Below are 15,783 nucleotides of genomic sequence, written 5' to 3' on the forward strand. Positions count from 1 at the left end.
GTCCCGTCCGGCACCACCGGTGAGATTTGTCTCAGGAGGGCGCTAGCGCGTTGTCTGGACCGTTATCAAGTTGACCCAACGCACGCTATGGAGTGGACTGGACGCCGCTAGCCTGTAAGGGCAGGCCGAGGGCTTGGGACGGTTCGTGCTCTGCTCGCCACCAAGTTCGCCGGTGGCGGTTGTCGGGCGCGAACACCGGGTTTGGACTCCACCTTTCGCACCAGCTATCAACATTTAGGAGTAGAGCAGCGTGATCACCGCAACGGACCTCGAGGTCCGCGCCGGCGCGCGCACTCTCCTGTCCACCGACGGGTCCGCGCTGCGGATTCAGCCGGGTGACCGCATCGGGCTGGTCGGGCGCAACGGCGCCGGCAAGACCACGACGATGCGCATCCTCGCCGGGGAAGGCGAGCCGTACGCGGGAAGCGTCGCTCGCACCGGTGAGATCGGTTATCTGCCACAGGATCCCAAAGAGGGTGACCTCGACATGCTGGCCCGGGACCGGGTGCTCTCGGCGCGAGGTCTGGACACCCTGCTGTCCGACCTGGAAAAGCAACAGGCGTTGATGGCCGAGGTCGCCGACGACGCCGCCCGCGACAAAGCTGTGCGGCGCTACGGCGTCCTCGAGGAGCGTTTCGCCGCACTCGGCGGTTACGCGGCCGAAAGTGAGGCCGGCCGGATCTGCGCCAGCCTCGGCCTGCCCGACCGCGTTCTCGGGCAGCCGCTGCGCACCCTTTCCGGTGGTCAGCGCCGTCGCGTCGAGCTGGCTCGCATCCTCTTCGCGGCCTCGGACACCGGATCCGGTTCGGACACGACGCTCCTGCTGGACGAGCCGACCAACCACCTCGACGCCGACTCCATCGGCTGGCTGCGGACATTCTTGATGAATCACAGCGGCGGTCTCGTCGTCATCAGCCACAACGTGGAGCTGCTCGCCGACGTCGTCAACAGGGTGTGGTTCCTCGACGCCGTCCGCGGTGAGGCCGATGTCTACAACATGGGCTGGCAGAGATATCTCGATGCCCGTGCCACCGACGAGCAGCGCAGGCGCCGGGAACGCGCGAACGCCGAGAAGAAGGCAGCCGCGCTGCGCACCCAGGCCGCCAAGATGGGCGCCAAAGCCACCAAAGCGGTTGCAGCACAGAACATGTTGCGCCGTGCGGATCGGATGATCGCCTCGCTGGATGCCGAGCGGGTCGCCGACCGCGTCGCCAAGATCAGGTTCCCCACGCCCGCCGTGTGTGGCCGCACCCCGCTGGTGGGGAAGGGCCTGACCAAGACCTACGGCTCGCTGGAAGTGTTCACCGGCGTCGACCTGGCCATCGACAAGGGGTCCCGCGTCGTCATCCTCGGGCTCAACGGTGCAGGCAAGACCACACTGCTGCGCATCCTTGCCGGAGCCGAGTCGCCCGATGCCGGCCAGATCGAGCCAGGTCACGGCCTCAAGCTCGGGTACTTCGCCCAGGAGCACGACACCATCGACGGGATGGCGACAGTCTGGGAGAACATCCGCCACGCCGCTCCGGACACCGGAGAACAGGACCTGCGGGGCTTACTCGGTGCGTTCATGTTCAGCGGGCCGCAGTTGGACCAACCGGCAGGCACGCTGTCGGGCGGTGAGAAGACCCGGTTGGCCCTGGCCGGTCTGGTGGCCTCGACGGCCAACGTGCTGCTGTTGGACGAGCCGACCAACAACCTCGACCCCGCGTCGCGCGAGCAGGTGCTCGACGCGCTGCGCAGTTACGTCGGCGCGGTGGTACTGGTGACCCACGACCCGGGCGCTGCCGAGGCGCTCGACCCGCAGCGGGTCGTGCTGCTTCCAGACGGCACAGAGGACTTCTGGTCCGACGAATACCGGGATCTGATCGAACTCGCCTGACCGAAAACGTAAGCAGTGTCCTATTTTCGGGTACGTAAATCTAAGACCTTGGACAAATCCTGCTATCGGCGTGTGACTGGTTTCTACTCTGGGTATGCGTCGGGAGATCCACAGCGGGGAGATGTCGATGAAGGAAATGAACAAGACTCGAGATGAGCTGTTGACCGAGTTGCGCAGCGCCTACGAAGGAGGCGCCAGCATCCGCTCGCTGGTCGAACGAACCGGGCGCTCCTACGGGTCGATACACAGCTTGCTGCGCGAGTCGGGCACCACGATGCGCAGCCGCGGCGGACCGAACCATCGGACCAAATCGCGGGCTTGACGGAAACCGGTTGCCGGTTTCAGTTTTCGGTGCTCGGCGGGTTCTGCTGCCGCACGGAGGCCTCGACGAGGTCGAGGACCGCGCTGAGATTTTTCGGATCCTCACCGGCGGCCAGGCGCGCGACCAGGCCGTCGAGCACCAGGTCCAGGTAAATGTGCAGCACCGCGCTCGGCACGTCGTCGCGTAGCCGGCCCGCCTGCTTCTGTCGGCGCAGCCGTTCAGTCGTCGCCGCCGACAACTCGGCCGACCGCTCTGCCCAGCCCTGGTGAAAAGCGGGATCATTGCGGAGTTTTCGGGCGATCTCGAGCCGAGTGGCCAGCCAGTCGTACTGCTCGGGCGCGGCGAGCAGATCCCGCATCACCTGGATCAGGCCTTCGCGGGCGGCCACATCGGCCATCCGCTCGGCATCTTCACGGGCCAGTTCGAAGAACAGGGTGTCCTTGTCCCGGAAGTGATGAAAGATTGCGCCGCGCGACAGCCCGATGGTTTGTTCGAGCCGCCGCACGGTCGCACTCTCGTACCCGTACTGGGCGAAGCAGCGCCGGGCGCCGTCAAGTATCTGACGGCGCCGGGACGCGAGATGATCGTCGGTTACCCGGGGCACTGGTGTCCCTGCGCTGCTTCGATCGGTCCGGCCGGTCTACTTCGACTTCAGCATGTTGCGCAGTACGTACTGCAGGATGCCGCCGTTGCGGTAGTAGTCGGCCTCGCCGGGGGTGTCGATGCGGACGACCGCGTCGAACTCGACTTTGGAACCGTCTTCCTTCGTCGCCGTCACGTGCACGGTCTTGGGAGTCTTGCCCTCATTGAGTGCCTCGATGCCCGTGATGTCGTACGTCTCGGTGCCGTCGAGCTTGAGGCTCGCGGCCGACTCTCCGGCCGGGAACTGCAGCGGGATGACGCCCATGCCGATGAGGTTCGACCGGTGGATGCGCTCGAACGACTCGGTGATCACGGCCTTCACCCCCAACAGCACCGTGCCCTTGGCCGCCCAGTCCCGCGACGAACCCGATCCGTACTCCTTGCCACCGAGGACCACCAGCGGGATGCCGGCCTCCTTGTAGTTGACCGACGCGTCGTAGATGAACGCCTGCGGCGCGTCTTTGGCACTAGCCGACTGGGTGAAGTCGCGGGTGTAGCCGCCGGACACGTCATCGAGCAACTGGTTCTTGAGGCGGATGTTGGCGAAGGTGCCGCGGATCATCACCTCGTGGTTGCCGCGCCGTGAGCCCAGCGAGTTGTAGTCCTTGCGTTCCACGCCGTTGGCGTCGAGGTACTGCGCGGCCGGGGTGCCCGGTTTGATCGCACCGGCCGGGCTGATGTGGTCGGTGGTAACCGAATCACCCAGCAGAGCAAGCACTCTGGCGCCCTTGATGTCGGCGACAGGTTCCGGATCGGCCGGCATGCCGTCGAAATACGGTGCCTTGCGCACGTAGGTGGACGAGTCGTCCCACTCGAAGGTGTTGCCTTCGGGTGTCGACAGCGACCGCCAGCGGTCGTCGCCCTTGAACACATCGGCGTACGAGTCGGTGAACATCTCCCGGTTGATCGACGAGGCGATCGTCTCCTCGATCTCCGCGGCCGTCGGCCAGATGTCTTTCAGGAAAACGTCGTTGCCCTCGTTGTCCTGGCCCAGCGGGTCGGTCTCGAAGTCGAAGTCCATGGTTCCTGCGATGCCGTATGCGATGACGAGCGGCGGCGACGCCAGATAGTTCATCTTGACGTCGGGGGAGATGCGGCCCTCGAAGTTGCGGTTGCCCGAGAGCACCGCGGTGACCGAAAGATCATTCTCGTTGATGGCCTTGCTGATCTCGTCGGGCAGCGGGCCGGTGTTGCCGATGCACGTCGTGCAGCCGTAGCCACCGAGGTAGTAGCCCAACTTCTCCAGGTAGGGCCACAGGCCGGCCTTGTTGTAGTAGTCGGTGACCACCTGCGAGCCCGGCGCCATGTTGGTCTTCACCCACGGCTTGCTGGTCAGACCCTTCTCGACAGCCTTCTTGGCGAGCAGGGCCGCACCGAGCATCACAGTCGGATTGGAGGTGTTGGTGCACGAGGTGATTCCGGCGACGACGACCGCACCGTGGTCGAGCACGAACTCGCCGCGTTCCTCGGAGGTGACCTTCACCGGCTTGGACGGACGTCCCTCGGCACCGTTGGCTGCCGACGGGCGCGCGTCGACCGCACCGTCATCGGCGAAGGACAGCGTCGCCGGGTCGCTGGCCGGAAAGGACTCCTCGACGGCCTCGTCGAGCTGGGTGTGCTCGGCCGGGTGGTTTTCCTCGACGTAGTTGTGAATGTCCTTGCGGAACGCGTTCTTCGCGTCGGACAGCTCGATGCGGTCCTGCGGGCGCTTCGGACCGGAGATCGACGGCACCACGGTGGACAGGTCGAGTTCCAGGTACTCGGAGAAGACGGGTTCCTTCTCGGGTTCGTGCCACATGCCCTGCGCCTTGGCATAGGCCTCCACCAGCGCCAGCTGATCATCGCTGCGCCCGGTCAGCCGCAGGTAGTTGATGGTCTCCTCGTCGATGGGGAAAATCGCTGCGGTGGAACCGAATTCGGGGCTCATGTTGCCCAGGGTCGCGCGGTTGGCCAGCGGGACCTCCGCCACGCCCTTGCCGTAGAACTCGACAAACTTGCCGACCACGCCGTGGCGGCGCAGCATGTCGGTGACGGTGAGCACCACGTCGGTGGCGGTCACGCCCGGCTTGATCTCACCGCTGAGCTTGAAGCCGACGACGCGGGGGATGAGCATCGAGACGGGCTGGCCGAGCATGGCCGCCTCGGCCTCGATACCTCCGACTCCCCAGCCCAGCACACCCAGGCCGTTGACCATGGTGGTGTGGCTGTCGGTGCCCACACAGGTGTCGGGATAGGCCTTACCGTTGCGAACCATGACGGTGGGGGCGAGGTATTCGATGTTGACCTGGTGCACGATGCCGGTGCCCGGCGGCACGACCTTGAAGTCGTCGAAGGCGCCCTGGCCCCAGCGCAGGAACTGGTAGCGCTCGGAATTGCGCTCGTATTCGAGTTCGACGTTGCGCTCGAATGCGCCGGCGTTGCCGAACACGTCGAGGATCACCGAGTGGTCGATGACCAGCTCGGCCGGCGAGAGCGGATTCACCTTGTCGGCGTCGCCGCCGAGGGCGGCGACAGCCTCACGCATGGTCGCGAGGTCCACGATGCACGGCACACCGGTGAAGTCCTGCATGATCACGCGCGCCGGCGTGAACTGGATCTCGATGCTCGGATCGGCGGACGGATCCCAGTTGGCGATCGCCTCGATGTGTTCTTTGGTGATGTTGGCGCCGTCCTCGGTGCGCAGGAGATTCTCCGCGAGCACCTTGAGGCTGTAGGGAAGTTTCTCGGTACCGGGTACCGCATCCAGACGGTAGATCTCGTAGCTTTGGTCCCCGACTGTCAGGGTGTCGCGGGCACCAAATGAGTTAAGGGCCGAATTCTTCGTATTTTCGCTGCTCACATCAACTCCCGGCTCAATCTCGCCGCGACGGGCTGTGTCGACGGCGTTCCGATGCTAACAGTACGCTTGTCCTGCAAGACGCTCCAGGCCGGGGTCGATTCTTATTCGGATTCTGCGATCCCACCCGGTCGGCCGTCACGCCGGAGTGGCGTGCGGGGCACGGGACGATGACGATGCCGGTTTCGACCGGCAGTGTCGATTCCACACATATTGCGGGACGGGTACCGTGCCGGTGTGACCGGACCGCATGTCATCCCGTTCCTGCCGGCCTACATCCCCGTGGAGGTATGCGGCACGGTTGGTATCGACCCAGCCCAACCCGACGCGGTGCGCAAGTGCATGGACGCCGTACAGACCGATGTGCGTGACGACGGCGTGAGTGCGCCGGCAGGTGACGTCGCTGCTCTGCGCCAGGTGGTCAGCAACGCGCGCCAAGAAGGCATCGACCTCAAGATCGTGGTGGTGCCGACAAATCCGGGAATCGACACACCTCTGCGGGATATCGCCACAGAGGTGGGGCATGCCAATCCCGGATCGACCGTGCTGGCACTGAGTCCGTCATTCGCCGGTACGTACAGTCCGGCGATCGATCGGGTGACTTTGGAGGCCGGCCAAGACGTGGCCAAGACCGGGAACCCGGTGCTGTCCGCGCAGAACTTCGTCGGTGAGATAAGAACCCCGGATTTCCCCTGGATGACGCTGACGATCCTGCTGACTCTGGGAGTCGCCGCGGCGGCTGTCCTCACCCGGATGCTGCAGGTACGCAGCAAACGTTCTCTCTCGCCGAAGGCTGCGCCGGCCGCATCAACTGCCGCGGACAATTCCCTCGAACATTAGTTCGGTATTTCGCGCGAATATTACTAATCGGTCACGCTACCTGCAATTACATTATTGTAATTTGTGACTAAAGTTTCTTTAGCTTCAGATGTGACGTACGGTGCAGTCGGTGCCAATTGTTGTAGTTGTGCTTCTTGTGACTCCTGCGCATAGGCACTGAGCAAATCTGCCGGGCCTCGTTGAGCCATAGGAGACTTGAGTCGAATGAGACGCACCATTCGGGCTTTGCGAACGCGAGGAGCCCAGCGCGCTTCGCGGACGCGAGGAGCAGATTGGGTCTCTGCGTCCCGACTGTGCGGACGCATCTTCGCCGTACCGGTGATACTCGGGATGCTCATGGCCACGGCGTTGGTGGGCGGTGGTCCCGCGGTCGCCGACCCGGGTAGCCCCGATCACGTTGCGTCGCTCGTCGCTGCCGTCGCCAACGCCGATCAGAAGTTGCAGGATCTCGGAGCGGCCATCCAAACGCAGCAGGAAAGCGTCAACAAGGCGATCGTCGACGTCCAGAATGCGCGTGACGCCGCCGCGACGGCGCAGCGTGAAGTGGATGAGAGTCAGCGCGGCCTTGCGGATGCCAACGCGGCGATTACCGCCGCGCAGAAGCGTTTTGACACGTTCGCCGCGGCAACCTATGTCAGCGGCCCCTCCAGTTCGTACCTCACGGCGTCGGATCCCGCTGACATCGTCAACGCCACTGCCACCGGTCAGGCCCTCGCCGCGAGTGCCGATCAGGTGATGGCCGGGCTGCAGCGGGCCCGGACAGAGCAGGTCAACCGGGAGTCGAACGCCCGGTTGATGAAGCAGAAGGCCGATCAGGCCGCGGTGGACGCGCAAACCAGCCAGGACACCGCGGTGTCGGCGTTGCAGGATGCTCAGCGGACCTTCGGCGCGCAGCAGGCCGACCTGCAGCGGCTGACCGCCGAACGCGCCGCCGCGCAAACCCAGCTCAACCAGGTACGCAAGGCTTCGGCCCCAGCCGCGCCGCAGTCCGGACCACGGCCCGCGCCCGCACCGCAAGCGGCGGCAGGGGATTGGGATCGCGCGCCGGACGCCCCGGTCCAGACGGGGCAGAACTGGGACACCGCTTGGGATCCCACGCTTCCGGCGATTCCCAGCGCATTCGTCAGCGGTGACCCGATCGCGATCATCAACGCCGTACTCGGCATTACCTCGACCTCTGCTCAGGTCACTGCGAACATGGGCCGGACCTTCCTGCAGAAGATGGGAATCCTGCCCACGCCCACCGGCTTCACCAACGGGGCGATTCCGCGCGTGTACGGACGGCAGGCGGTCGAATACGTCATCCAGCGAGCCGGGTCGCAAATGGGTGTTCCCTATTCATGGGGCGGCGGGAACGCGGCCGGGCCCAGCCGCGGTATCGATTCGGGCGCAGGCACCGTCGGCTTCGACTGCTCGGGTCTGATGCTGTACGCCTTCGCGGGTGTCGGCATCAAGCTCGAGCATTACTCAGGTTCGCAATACAACGCAGGACGCAAGATTCCGTCCTCGCAGATGCGCCGCGGCGACATGATCTTCTACGGACCCAACGCCAGCCAGCACGTCGCGCTGTACCTCGGTAACGGGCAGATGCTCGAGGCGCCCTACACCGGCTCGCACGTCAAGGTCTCACCTGTCCGCACCAGCGGCATGACGCCATACGTGACCCGCCTGATCGAATACTGATGGGATTACCTTGCGTTCCTTCCTCTTACGTTGCCTGACTGTTATCGCGGCACTCGCCGTGGCGGCGATCGGGTTGGTTGCCCCGGTCGGGGCCGCCCCCGATGACGGGCAGTGGGACCCGACGCTGCCCAAGCTGATCAGCGCGGGCGCACCGGGCGATCCGCTGGCCATTGCGAACGCATCGCTTCAAGCGACCGCACAGGCCACCGAGGTCACCATGGGCTTGGGGCGCAAGTTCTTGGCCAGCATCGGCCTCGTCGACGAAGCGCCCGCCGCTGTGGCGGCCGGGCGGGTGCGTGGCCCTCAGGCGATCGAGTACGTGATCCGGCGCGGCGGTTCGCAGCTCGGAGTGCCGTACTCCTGGGGCGGCGGCAAGCCCTCCGGACCGAGCCGCGGCATCGACTCCGGAGCCAACATCGTCGGCTTCGACTGTTCGGGGTTCACGCAGTTCGCCTACGCGGGTGTCGGCGTGCTGATCCCCAAGTATTCCGGCGATCAGTACAACGCCGGCCGCAAGGTCCCGGTCGCGCAGGCCAAGCGCGGAGATCTGCTGTTCTGGGGGCCCGGCGGTAGCCAGCACGTGGCGATGTACCTGGGCGGCGGAAAGATGATCGAAGCTGCCGGAAGTGCGGACAAAGTCACGGTCAGCCCGGTGCGTAACGCGGGGATTCAGCCCTACGCGGCCAGGATCATCGAATCCTGAGGGGAACCTGAGCACATCCGGCCAGCGTCGACGGATTCCGAAGTGCCTGGAATAGTTGACTGCGGGCACCCGATTGCCCGGCTACGACCAGCGTTTGCAGAGGACCATTGCTGCAGTTGAAATATGTGGGAGGAAGTTGATGACGTCACCGAGTGGACCGCCGCAGGGCGCCGGAGGGTATCCCGGCTCGAGCCCAGCGCCGGGCTTTCCGCCCGGGCCGACCGGCTCCCATGCCGCCGCGGCCGCACCGCAGCCCGCCAACAACGGCGGGCTACAGGCTGAGGTGCACACCCTTGAGCGGGCGATCTTCGAGGTCAAGCGCATCATCGTCGGCCAGGACCAGCTCGTGGAGCGGATGCTGGTCGGGCTGCTCGCCAAGGGTCACGTGCTGCTGGAAGGGGTGCCCGGCGTCGCCAAGACGCTTGCAGTGGAGACCTTCGCCAAGGTGGTCGGCGGAACTTTCGCCCGCATCCAGTTCACGCCCGACCTGGTCCCCACCGACATCGTCGGTACGCGGATCTACCGGCAGGGCAAGGAAGATTTCGACATCGAGCTGGGTCCCGTGGTGGTGAACTTCCTGCTCGCCGACGAGATCAACCGTGCGCCCGCCAAGGTGCAGTCGGCCCTGCTCGAGGTGATGGCGGAGCGCAAGATCTCCATCGGTGGCAAGACGTTCCCGCTGCCCAGCCCATTCCTGGTGATGGCCACCCAGAACCCGATCGAGCAGGAGGGCGTCTACGCGCTTCCCGAAGCCCAGCGCGACCGCTTCCTGTTCAAGCTCAACATCGACTACCCGACCCCCGAGGAAGAGCGCGAGATCATCTACCGGATGGGCGTCAAGCCACCGGAACCCAAGCAGATCCTGCAGACCGGTGATCTGCTGCGGCTGCAAGATGTCGCTGCCAACAACTTCGTGCACCACGCGCTGGTGGACTACGTGGTGCGGATCGTCACGGCGACGCGCGAGCCCGAGAAGTTCGGCATGCCCGACGCCAAGGCGTGGATCGCCTACGGCGCCTCACCGCGTGCCTCGCTCGGCATCATCGCCGCATCGAGGGCGCTGGCGCTGATCCGAGGCCGCGACTATGTGGTTCCGCAGGACGTCGTCGAGGTCATCCCGGATGTGCTGCGGCACCGCCTGGTGCTGACCTATGACGCGCTGGCCGATGAGATCTCCGCCGAGACCGTGGTGAACCGGATCTTGCAGACCGTGGCCCTGCCTCAGGTGAATGCGCTTCCGCAGCAAGGGCATTCGGTTCCGTCCGCCGTTCCCGCCGCGGCTGGCGCGGCCAGCGGTCGGTGACCAGTTCCCGACGCACCGTCGACCTGCCATCGTTGAAGCGCGGGGAGATCCGTGACCCCGCGTTGACAGCGGCGCTGCGCAAGCTGGAGCTGACGGTGCGCCGCAAGCTCGACGGCGTACTCCACGGTGACCATCTCGGCCTGCTGCCTGGCCCGGGATCAGAGCCGGGGGAGTCGCGGATCTACCAGCCCGGTGACGATGTGCGCCGAATGGACTGGTCGGTGACTGCCCGCACGACGCATCCGCACGTCCGGCAGATGATCGCCGACCGGGAACTGGAGACGTGGCTGGTGGTTGACATGTCGGCCAGCCTGGACTTCGGTACCGCGGGCTGCGAGAAGCGTGACCTGGCGGTGGCTGCCGCGGCCGCGATCACGTTCCTCAACAGCGGCGGAGGCAACCGGATCGGCGCGATCATCGCCAACGGCGAGTCGGTGCGACGTGTCCCGGCGTTGTCGGGCCGCATGCACGAGCAGGAAATGCTGCGCACGATTGCCACGATGCCCAAGGCGCCGACGGGCGTGCGTGGCGATCTGGCCGAGGCCATCGACGCGCTGCGCCGTCCCGAGCGCCGGCGCGGTATGGCGGTGATCATCAGCGATTTCCTCGGACCCATCAATTGGATGCGCCCCCTGCGGGCGATCGCCGGCCGCCACGAGGTGCTCGGCATCGAGGTGCTGGACCCGCGGGACGTCGAACTGCCCGATGTCGGCGAGGTCATCCTGCAGGACACCGAATCCGGAGTCACCCGGGAGTTCACCATCGACGCCCAGCTGCGCAGCGATTTCGAGCAAGCCGCGGCCGCGCACCGCCAAGAAGTGGCCCGCACCCTGCGTCGCTGTGACGCCCCGCTGCTGAGCCTGCGCACCGACCGGGACTGGATCGCCGATGTGGTCCGGTTCGTTGCGACCCGGAGGCGCGGCGCCCTGGCCGGCCGGTAGATGCCAATACAACCTGAAATGACAAGTAGCACATGACTTTACCGTTACTCGGACCGATGAGCCTGTCGGGCTTCGCGCACGCGTGGTGGTTCTTGTTCCTCCTCGTGGTGGCGGGCCTTGTGGTGCTGTACATCTTGGTGCAGCGAGCGCGCCAGCAGCGGATCCTGCGGTTCGCCAACATGGAGTTGTTGGAGAGCGTGGCCCCCAAGCAGCCGACGCGCTGGCGGCATCTGCCCGCGATCCTGATGGTGGCTTCTCTGCTGCTGTTCACCGTCGCGATGGCCGGTCCTACCAATGACGTCCGCATTCCCCGCAACCGGGCAGTGGTGATGCTGGTCGTCGACGTGTCGCAGTCGATGCGCGCCACCGATGTCTCGCCCAGCCGCCTGGTCGCCGCGCAGGAGGCCGCCAAGCAGTTCGCCGACCAGCTCACACCGGGTATCAATCTCGGATTGATCGCCTATGCGGGCACCGCGACCGTGCTGGTGCAGCCGACGACCAATCGTGAGGCCACCAAGACCGGCCTGGACAAGCTCCAGTTGGCCGACCGCACTGCCACCGGTGAGGGCATCTTCACCGCACTGCAGGCGATTGCCACCGTCGGTGCGGTGATCGGTGGCGGCGACGAGCCGCCGCCGGCGCGAATCGTGCTGATGTCCGACGGCAAGGAGACCGTGCCGTCCAATCCGGACAACCCCAAGGGTGCCTTCACCGCGGCGCGGACCGCTCACGATCAGGGCGTGCCGATCTCCACGGTGTCCTTCGGTACCCCGTACGGCTTTGTCGAGATCAACGATCAGCGCCAGCCGGTGCCGGTCGACGACGAGATGCTCAAGAAGATCGCGCAGCTCTCCGGCGGTGACGCCTTCACCGCGTCCAGCCTGGAGCAGCTCAAGGCGGTGTTCACCTCGCTGCAGCAGCAGATCGGGTACGAGACCATCAAGGGTGACGCAAGTCTCGGCTGGCTCCGCCTCGGCGCGGTCGTGTTGGCGTTGGCCGGGGTGGCGGCGCTACTGATCAACCGCCGGTTGCCTGGCTGAGCGGACGACGAGAGTGACGTCAGGGTCATGAATTCGCGCGGACAGCAGCCCTGGTGTCGATTTCGGCGATCAATGGGCGACACGTTAAGTTGACGGGCATGACTGAAACGCCTGGCGGTCGACCGGCCTTCGTTTCCCGTTCCGTTCTGGTCACCGGTGGGAACCGGGGGATCGGTCTGGCGATCGCGCAGCGGCTGGCCGCCGACGGCCACAAGGTGGCCGTCACTCACCGCGGATCCGGGGCGCCTGACGGTTTGTTCGGCGTCGTGTGCGACGTGACCGACAACGAGGCCGTCGACCGCGCCTTCAAAGAGGTTGAGGAGCATCAGGGTCCGGTCGAGGTGCTGGTCTCCAACGCAGGCATTTCGCAGGATGCTTTCCTCATGCGGATGACAGAGGAGCGGTTCGTGAACGTCATCGACGCGAACCTCACCGGCGCGTTCCGGGTGGCCCAGCGTGCCTCGCGGAGCATGCAGCGCAAGCGCTTCGGCCGGATCATCTTCATCGGTTCGGTGTCCGGCATGTGGGGCATCGGCAACCAGGCCAACTATGCGGCCGCCAAGGCCGGCCTGATCGGCATGGCCCGCTCGATCTCCCGGGAACTGTCGAAGGCCGGCGTCACCGCGAACGTCGTCGCCCCCGGTTACATCGACACCGAGATGACCCGCGCGCTCGATGAGCGGATCCAGGCCGGAGCCCTGGAATTCATCCCGGCCAAGCGGGTGGGCACCGCCGAGGAAGTCGCCGGGGCGGTCAGCTTCCTGGCGTCCGAGGACGCGAGCTACATCGCCGGCGCGGTCATCCCCGTCGACGGCGGCATGGGCATGGGCCACTAAGAGAGAGAAGGATTTTCACATGGCAGGTCTGCTCGAGGGTAAGCGCATCCTCGTCACCGGGATCATCACCGATTCGTCGATTGCGTTCCACATCGCCAAGGTTGCACAGGAGGCGGGCGCCGAGCTGGTGCTGACCGGCTTCGACCGGATGAAGCTGATCCAGCGCATCGCCGACCGGCTGCCGAACCCGGCGCCGCTGTTGGAGCTGGACGTGCAGAACGAGGAGCACCTCTCGACGCTGGCCAACCGCATCACCGAGGTGATCGGCGAGGGCAACAAGATCGACGGCGTGGTGCACTCCATCGGTTTCATGCCGCAGACCGGGATGGGTGTGAACCCGTTCTTCGACGCGCCGTATGAGGACGTCGCCAAGGGCATCCACATCTCGGCATACTCCTACGCATCGCTGGCCAAGGCGGTCCTGCCGATCATGAATCCCGGCGGTGGGATCGTCGGCATGGACTTCGACCCCACCCGGGCGATGCCGGCATACAACTGGATGACGGTGGCCAAGAGCGCGCTGGAGTCGGTGAACCGGTTCGTCGCGCGCGAGGCCGGCCAGGTCGGTGTCCGGTCGAATCTCGTTGCAGCCGGCCCGATCCGGACACTTGCGATGAGCGCGATCGTCGGCGGCGCTCTTGGTGACGAGGCCGGTGCGCAGATGCAGCTGCTGGAAGAGGGCTGGGATCAGCGTGCGCCGCTCGGCTGGAACATGAAGGATCCGACGCCGGTCGCCAAAACGGTGTGCGCCCTGCTGTCGGACTGGCTGCCTGCCACCACCGGCACCATCATCTACGCCGACGGCGGCGCCAGCACCCAGCTGTTGTAAGCGGAATGAACTGCTCGGATCCTTTTGAGGCCGTCCTGCTGCTGTCGTTCGGCGGTCCGGAGGGCCCCGAGCAGGTGATGCCGTTTCTGGAGAACGTCACGCGTGGGCGTGGCATCCCCCCGGAACGGCTCGCGGACGTCGCCGAGCACTACCTGCACTTCGGTGGGGTTTCCCCGATCAACGGCATCAACCGCGCGCTGATCGAGCAACTGCGGGCCGAGTTGCCCGGTGTGCCCGTATATTTCGGTAACCGCAACTGGGATCCGTTCGTTGAGGACACGGTTGCGGCGATGCGTGACAACGGAATTCGTCGTGCGGCCGTGTTCACCACGTCAGCCTGGGGCGGGTACTCCAGTTGCCGGCAGTACGTCGAGGACATCGCGCGCGCTCGTTCAGCGGTGGGATCGGGCGCACCGGAACTGGTCAAGCTGCGGCAGTATTTCGACCACCCGCTGCTGGTGGAGATGTTCGCCGACGCGATAGGTGCGGCCGCACAATCGCTGCCCGCCGAGCTGCGTCGCGAGGCCAGGCTGGTGTTCACCGCGCATTCCGTGCCGATCGCAGCCGACGAGCGGCACGGCCCCCGGCTCTACAGCCGGCAGGTCGGTTACGCGACCCGGTTGGTGGCCGCCGCGGCGGGTTACCGGGATTTCGATCAGGTCTGGCAGTCGCGGTCGGGACCGCCGCGCATTCCGTGGCTCGAACCCGACGTCGCCGACCACTTGAACGGGTTGTCCGAGAAGGGGACCCGTGCGGTCATCGTGTGCCCGATCGGTTTCGTCGCCGACCACATCGAGGTGGTGTGGGACCTCGACTACGAGCTGCGGACCCAGGCCGAGCAGGCGGGCATCGCGTTCGCGCGGGCCGCGACCCCCAACGCGGACCCGCGGTTCGCGCGACTGGCGGCGGGGCTGATCGACGAGGTGTGCAACGGCACGCCGCAACAGCGAGTCACTGGCCCAGATCCGGTGCCCGGCTATGGCTTCAGCGTGAACGGCGCACCGTGTTCGCCGAACTGCTGCGGTTCGTAGGATTGCGGCCCCGGGTCTAGGCGGGCCAGGGCGAGCGCAGGATCGCGCCGAGCGCGGCCAGCCGTGCCGAGCGGACCACCTGTGCCAACGGCCGTAGCGCGTCGCCGGCCAGTTGCACGTCCGACGAGCTCTGCAGCCCGATCGGCATCAAGCCCGCGCTCACGGCGATGATCGCGTCGACGTGGGCCGCGTTCTCCAGTACCCGCACCGCGCGGGTGGGCGCGTGGTCGGGGATCCGGTGCAGCCGGTTGGCCTCGAGTATCTGCTCGACCATCCCGCGTGGATCGTCGACGTCGATTCCCACCCCGGCGCGTAGCGCGCCCAGGGCTTCGGCCGCGGATCGGACGGCCGAGCGCAGTTCGTACTCTGCCTCGCCGAGGTCGAAATGCTCGACAACCGGCATCTCCGGTACCGAGTACACGGTCCAGGACAGCGCCCGAGGCTCCGGCTCGAACGTCGAACTCGTATCCGCGTCGTCGAATTCGAAGTATTCGAACTCGGGCACCAGCCCGACGGCGTCCAGGTCGTCGTGCGTCACGATCACGGCTTCACCGACGGCAAGTGCGTCCCGCTGGAACTGCGTGCCGGCGGGCAGCCCTCGGACGTCGCCCGGAACCGGCTGTGCAACGGTGATCGCGGGCTTCGCCGTCGAGCGCCCCACCGCGGTGCGCAGCGTCTGCAGCAGCGACACCGAGCCGGAATCCTCCAGTTCCGGCCAGGGCAACCCGGTTCGGGCAGCCGCCCCGGAATCGTATGCAGTCACAGAATGCATTGGCGCCCACTGCGATAGCGCGTCGAGAACATCATCGGGCGCGGCGGCACCGGCGAGCCAGGCATTGGCCCACACCGACAGCGTTGCACTTGGACACCACATGATGCTGGCAGTGTAGTTGTCGCT

14 protein-coding genes are annotated in these 15,783 nt (G+C 66.0%); 11 read left to right on the top strand and 3 right to left on the bottom strand.

The features are described from left to right. Window positions 1–250: 250 nt before the first annotated feature. The gene (locus ABQF30_RS09660; RefSeq protein WP_448462707.1) at window positions 251–1,879 is read left to right on the top strand and encodes an ABC-F family ATP-binding cassette domain-containing protein; all 1,629 of its coding nucleotides are present in this window, start codon (window positions 251–253) and stop codon (window positions 1,877–1,879) included. 127 nt (window positions 1,880–2,006) lie between these two features. Continuing rightward, complete coding sequence (locus tag ABQF30_RS09665; RefSeq protein ID WP_448462709.1) at window positions 2,007–2,201, top strand: helix-turn-helix domain-containing protein; 195 nt, start codon at window positions 2,007–2,009, stop codon at window positions 2,199–2,201. 19 nt (window positions 2,202–2,220) lie between these two features. Here ABQF30_RS09665 and ABQF30_RS09670 read toward each other — a convergent pair whose 3' ends face one another. Further along, on the bottom strand, window positions 2,221–2,805 hold the full coding sequence (locus tag ABQF30_RS09670) for a TetR/AcrR family transcriptional regulator (RefSeq protein WP_448462711.1): 585 nt from the start codon (window positions 2,803–2,805) through the stop codon (window positions 2,221–2,223). 36 nt (window positions 2,806–2,841) lie between these two features. Further along, window positions 2,842–5,682 (bottom strand): aconitate hydratase, encoded by a 2,841-nt coding sequence (locus tag ABQF30_RS09675; protein ID WP_448462713.1) that lies wholly within the window; start codon window positions 5,680–5,682, stop codon window positions 2,842–2,844. 234 nt (window positions 5,683–5,916) lie between these two features. On the opposite strand from ABQF30_RS09675, the gene ABQF30_RS09680 reads away from it, so the two are divergent. The 9 genes from ABQF30_RS09680 (at window position 5,917) to ABQF30_RS09720 (ending at window position 14,885) form a co-directional block, all read left to right on the top strand. Continuing rightward, the gene (locus tag ABQF30_RS09680; RefSeq protein ID WP_448462715.1) at window positions 5,917–6,519 is read left to right on the top strand and encodes an Rv1476 family membrane protein; all 603 of its coding nucleotides are present in this window, start codon (window positions 5,917–5,919) and stop codon (window positions 6,517–6,519) included. A gap of 204 nt (window positions 6,520–6,723) precedes the next feature. Further along, window positions 6,724–8,202 (top strand): NlpC/P60 family peptidoglycan endopeptidase RipA, encoded by a 1,479-nt coding sequence (gene ripA, locus ABQF30_RS09685; RefSeq protein ID WP_448462717.1) that lies wholly within the window; start codon window positions 6,724–6,726, stop codon window positions 8,200–8,202. Window positions 8,203–8,212: 10 nt separating this feature from the next. Further along, window positions 8,213–8,905: an NlpC/P60 family peptidoglycan endopeptidase RipB gene (ripB, locus tag ABQF30_RS09690; RefSeq protein WP_448462719.1), complete on the top strand. Its 693-nt coding sequence runs from the start codon at window positions 8,213–8,215 to the stop codon at window positions 8,903–8,905. 139 nt (window positions 8,906–9,044) lie between these two features. Beyond that, complete coding sequence (gene moxR1 / locus ABQF30_RS09695) at window positions 9,045–10,208, top strand: chaperone MoxR1 (RefSeq protein WP_448462721.1); 1,164 nt, start codon at window positions 9,045–9,047, stop codon at window positions 10,206–10,208. Continuing rightward, window positions 10,205–11,149, top strand: a complete 945-nt coding sequence (locus ABQF30_RS09700) for a DUF58 domain-containing protein (protein WP_448462723.1) — start codon at window positions 10,205–10,207, stop codon at window positions 11,147–11,149. The genes moxR1 and ABQF30_RS09700 overlap by 4 nt, the downstream gene beginning before the upstream one ends. 32 nt (window positions 11,150–11,181) lie before the next feature. Continuing rightward, a complete protein-coding gene (locus tag ABQF30_RS09705) occupies window positions 11,182–12,189 on the top strand; it encodes a VWA domain-containing protein (RefSeq protein ID WP_448462725.1) in 1,008 nt (335 codons plus the stop codon). Between the two features lie 98 nt (window positions 12,190–12,287). Further along, complete coding sequence (gene fabG1, locus ABQF30_RS09710; RefSeq protein ID WP_448462727.1) at window positions 12,288–13,025, top strand: 3-oxoacyl-ACP reductase FabG1; 738 nt, start codon at window positions 12,288–12,290, stop codon at window positions 13,023–13,025. A gap of 19 nt (window positions 13,026–13,044) precedes the next feature. Beyond that, a complete protein-coding gene (gene inhA / locus ABQF30_RS09715) occupies window positions 13,045–13,854 on the top strand; it encodes an NADH-dependent enoyl-ACP reductase InhA (protein WP_448462729.1) in 810 nt (269 codons plus the stop codon). Window positions 13,855–13,859: 5 nt separating this feature from the next. Further along, a complete protein-coding gene (locus ABQF30_RS09720) occupies window positions 13,860–14,885 on the top strand; it encodes a ferrochelatase (RefSeq protein WP_448462731.1) in 1,026 nt (341 codons plus the stop codon). 16 nt (window positions 14,886–14,901) lie between these two features. On the opposite strand, the gene ABQF30_RS09725 is transcribed toward ABQF30_RS09720, so the two are convergent. Then, window positions 14,902–15,759 (bottom strand): Rv1486c family protein, encoded by an 858-nt coding sequence (locus ABQF30_RS09725; protein WP_448462733.1) that lies wholly within the window; start codon window positions 15,757–15,759, stop codon window positions 14,902–14,904. Window positions 15,760–15,783: the final 24 nt, after the last annotated feature.

Source organism: Mycolicibacterium sp. XJ870 (assembly GCF_053483975.1).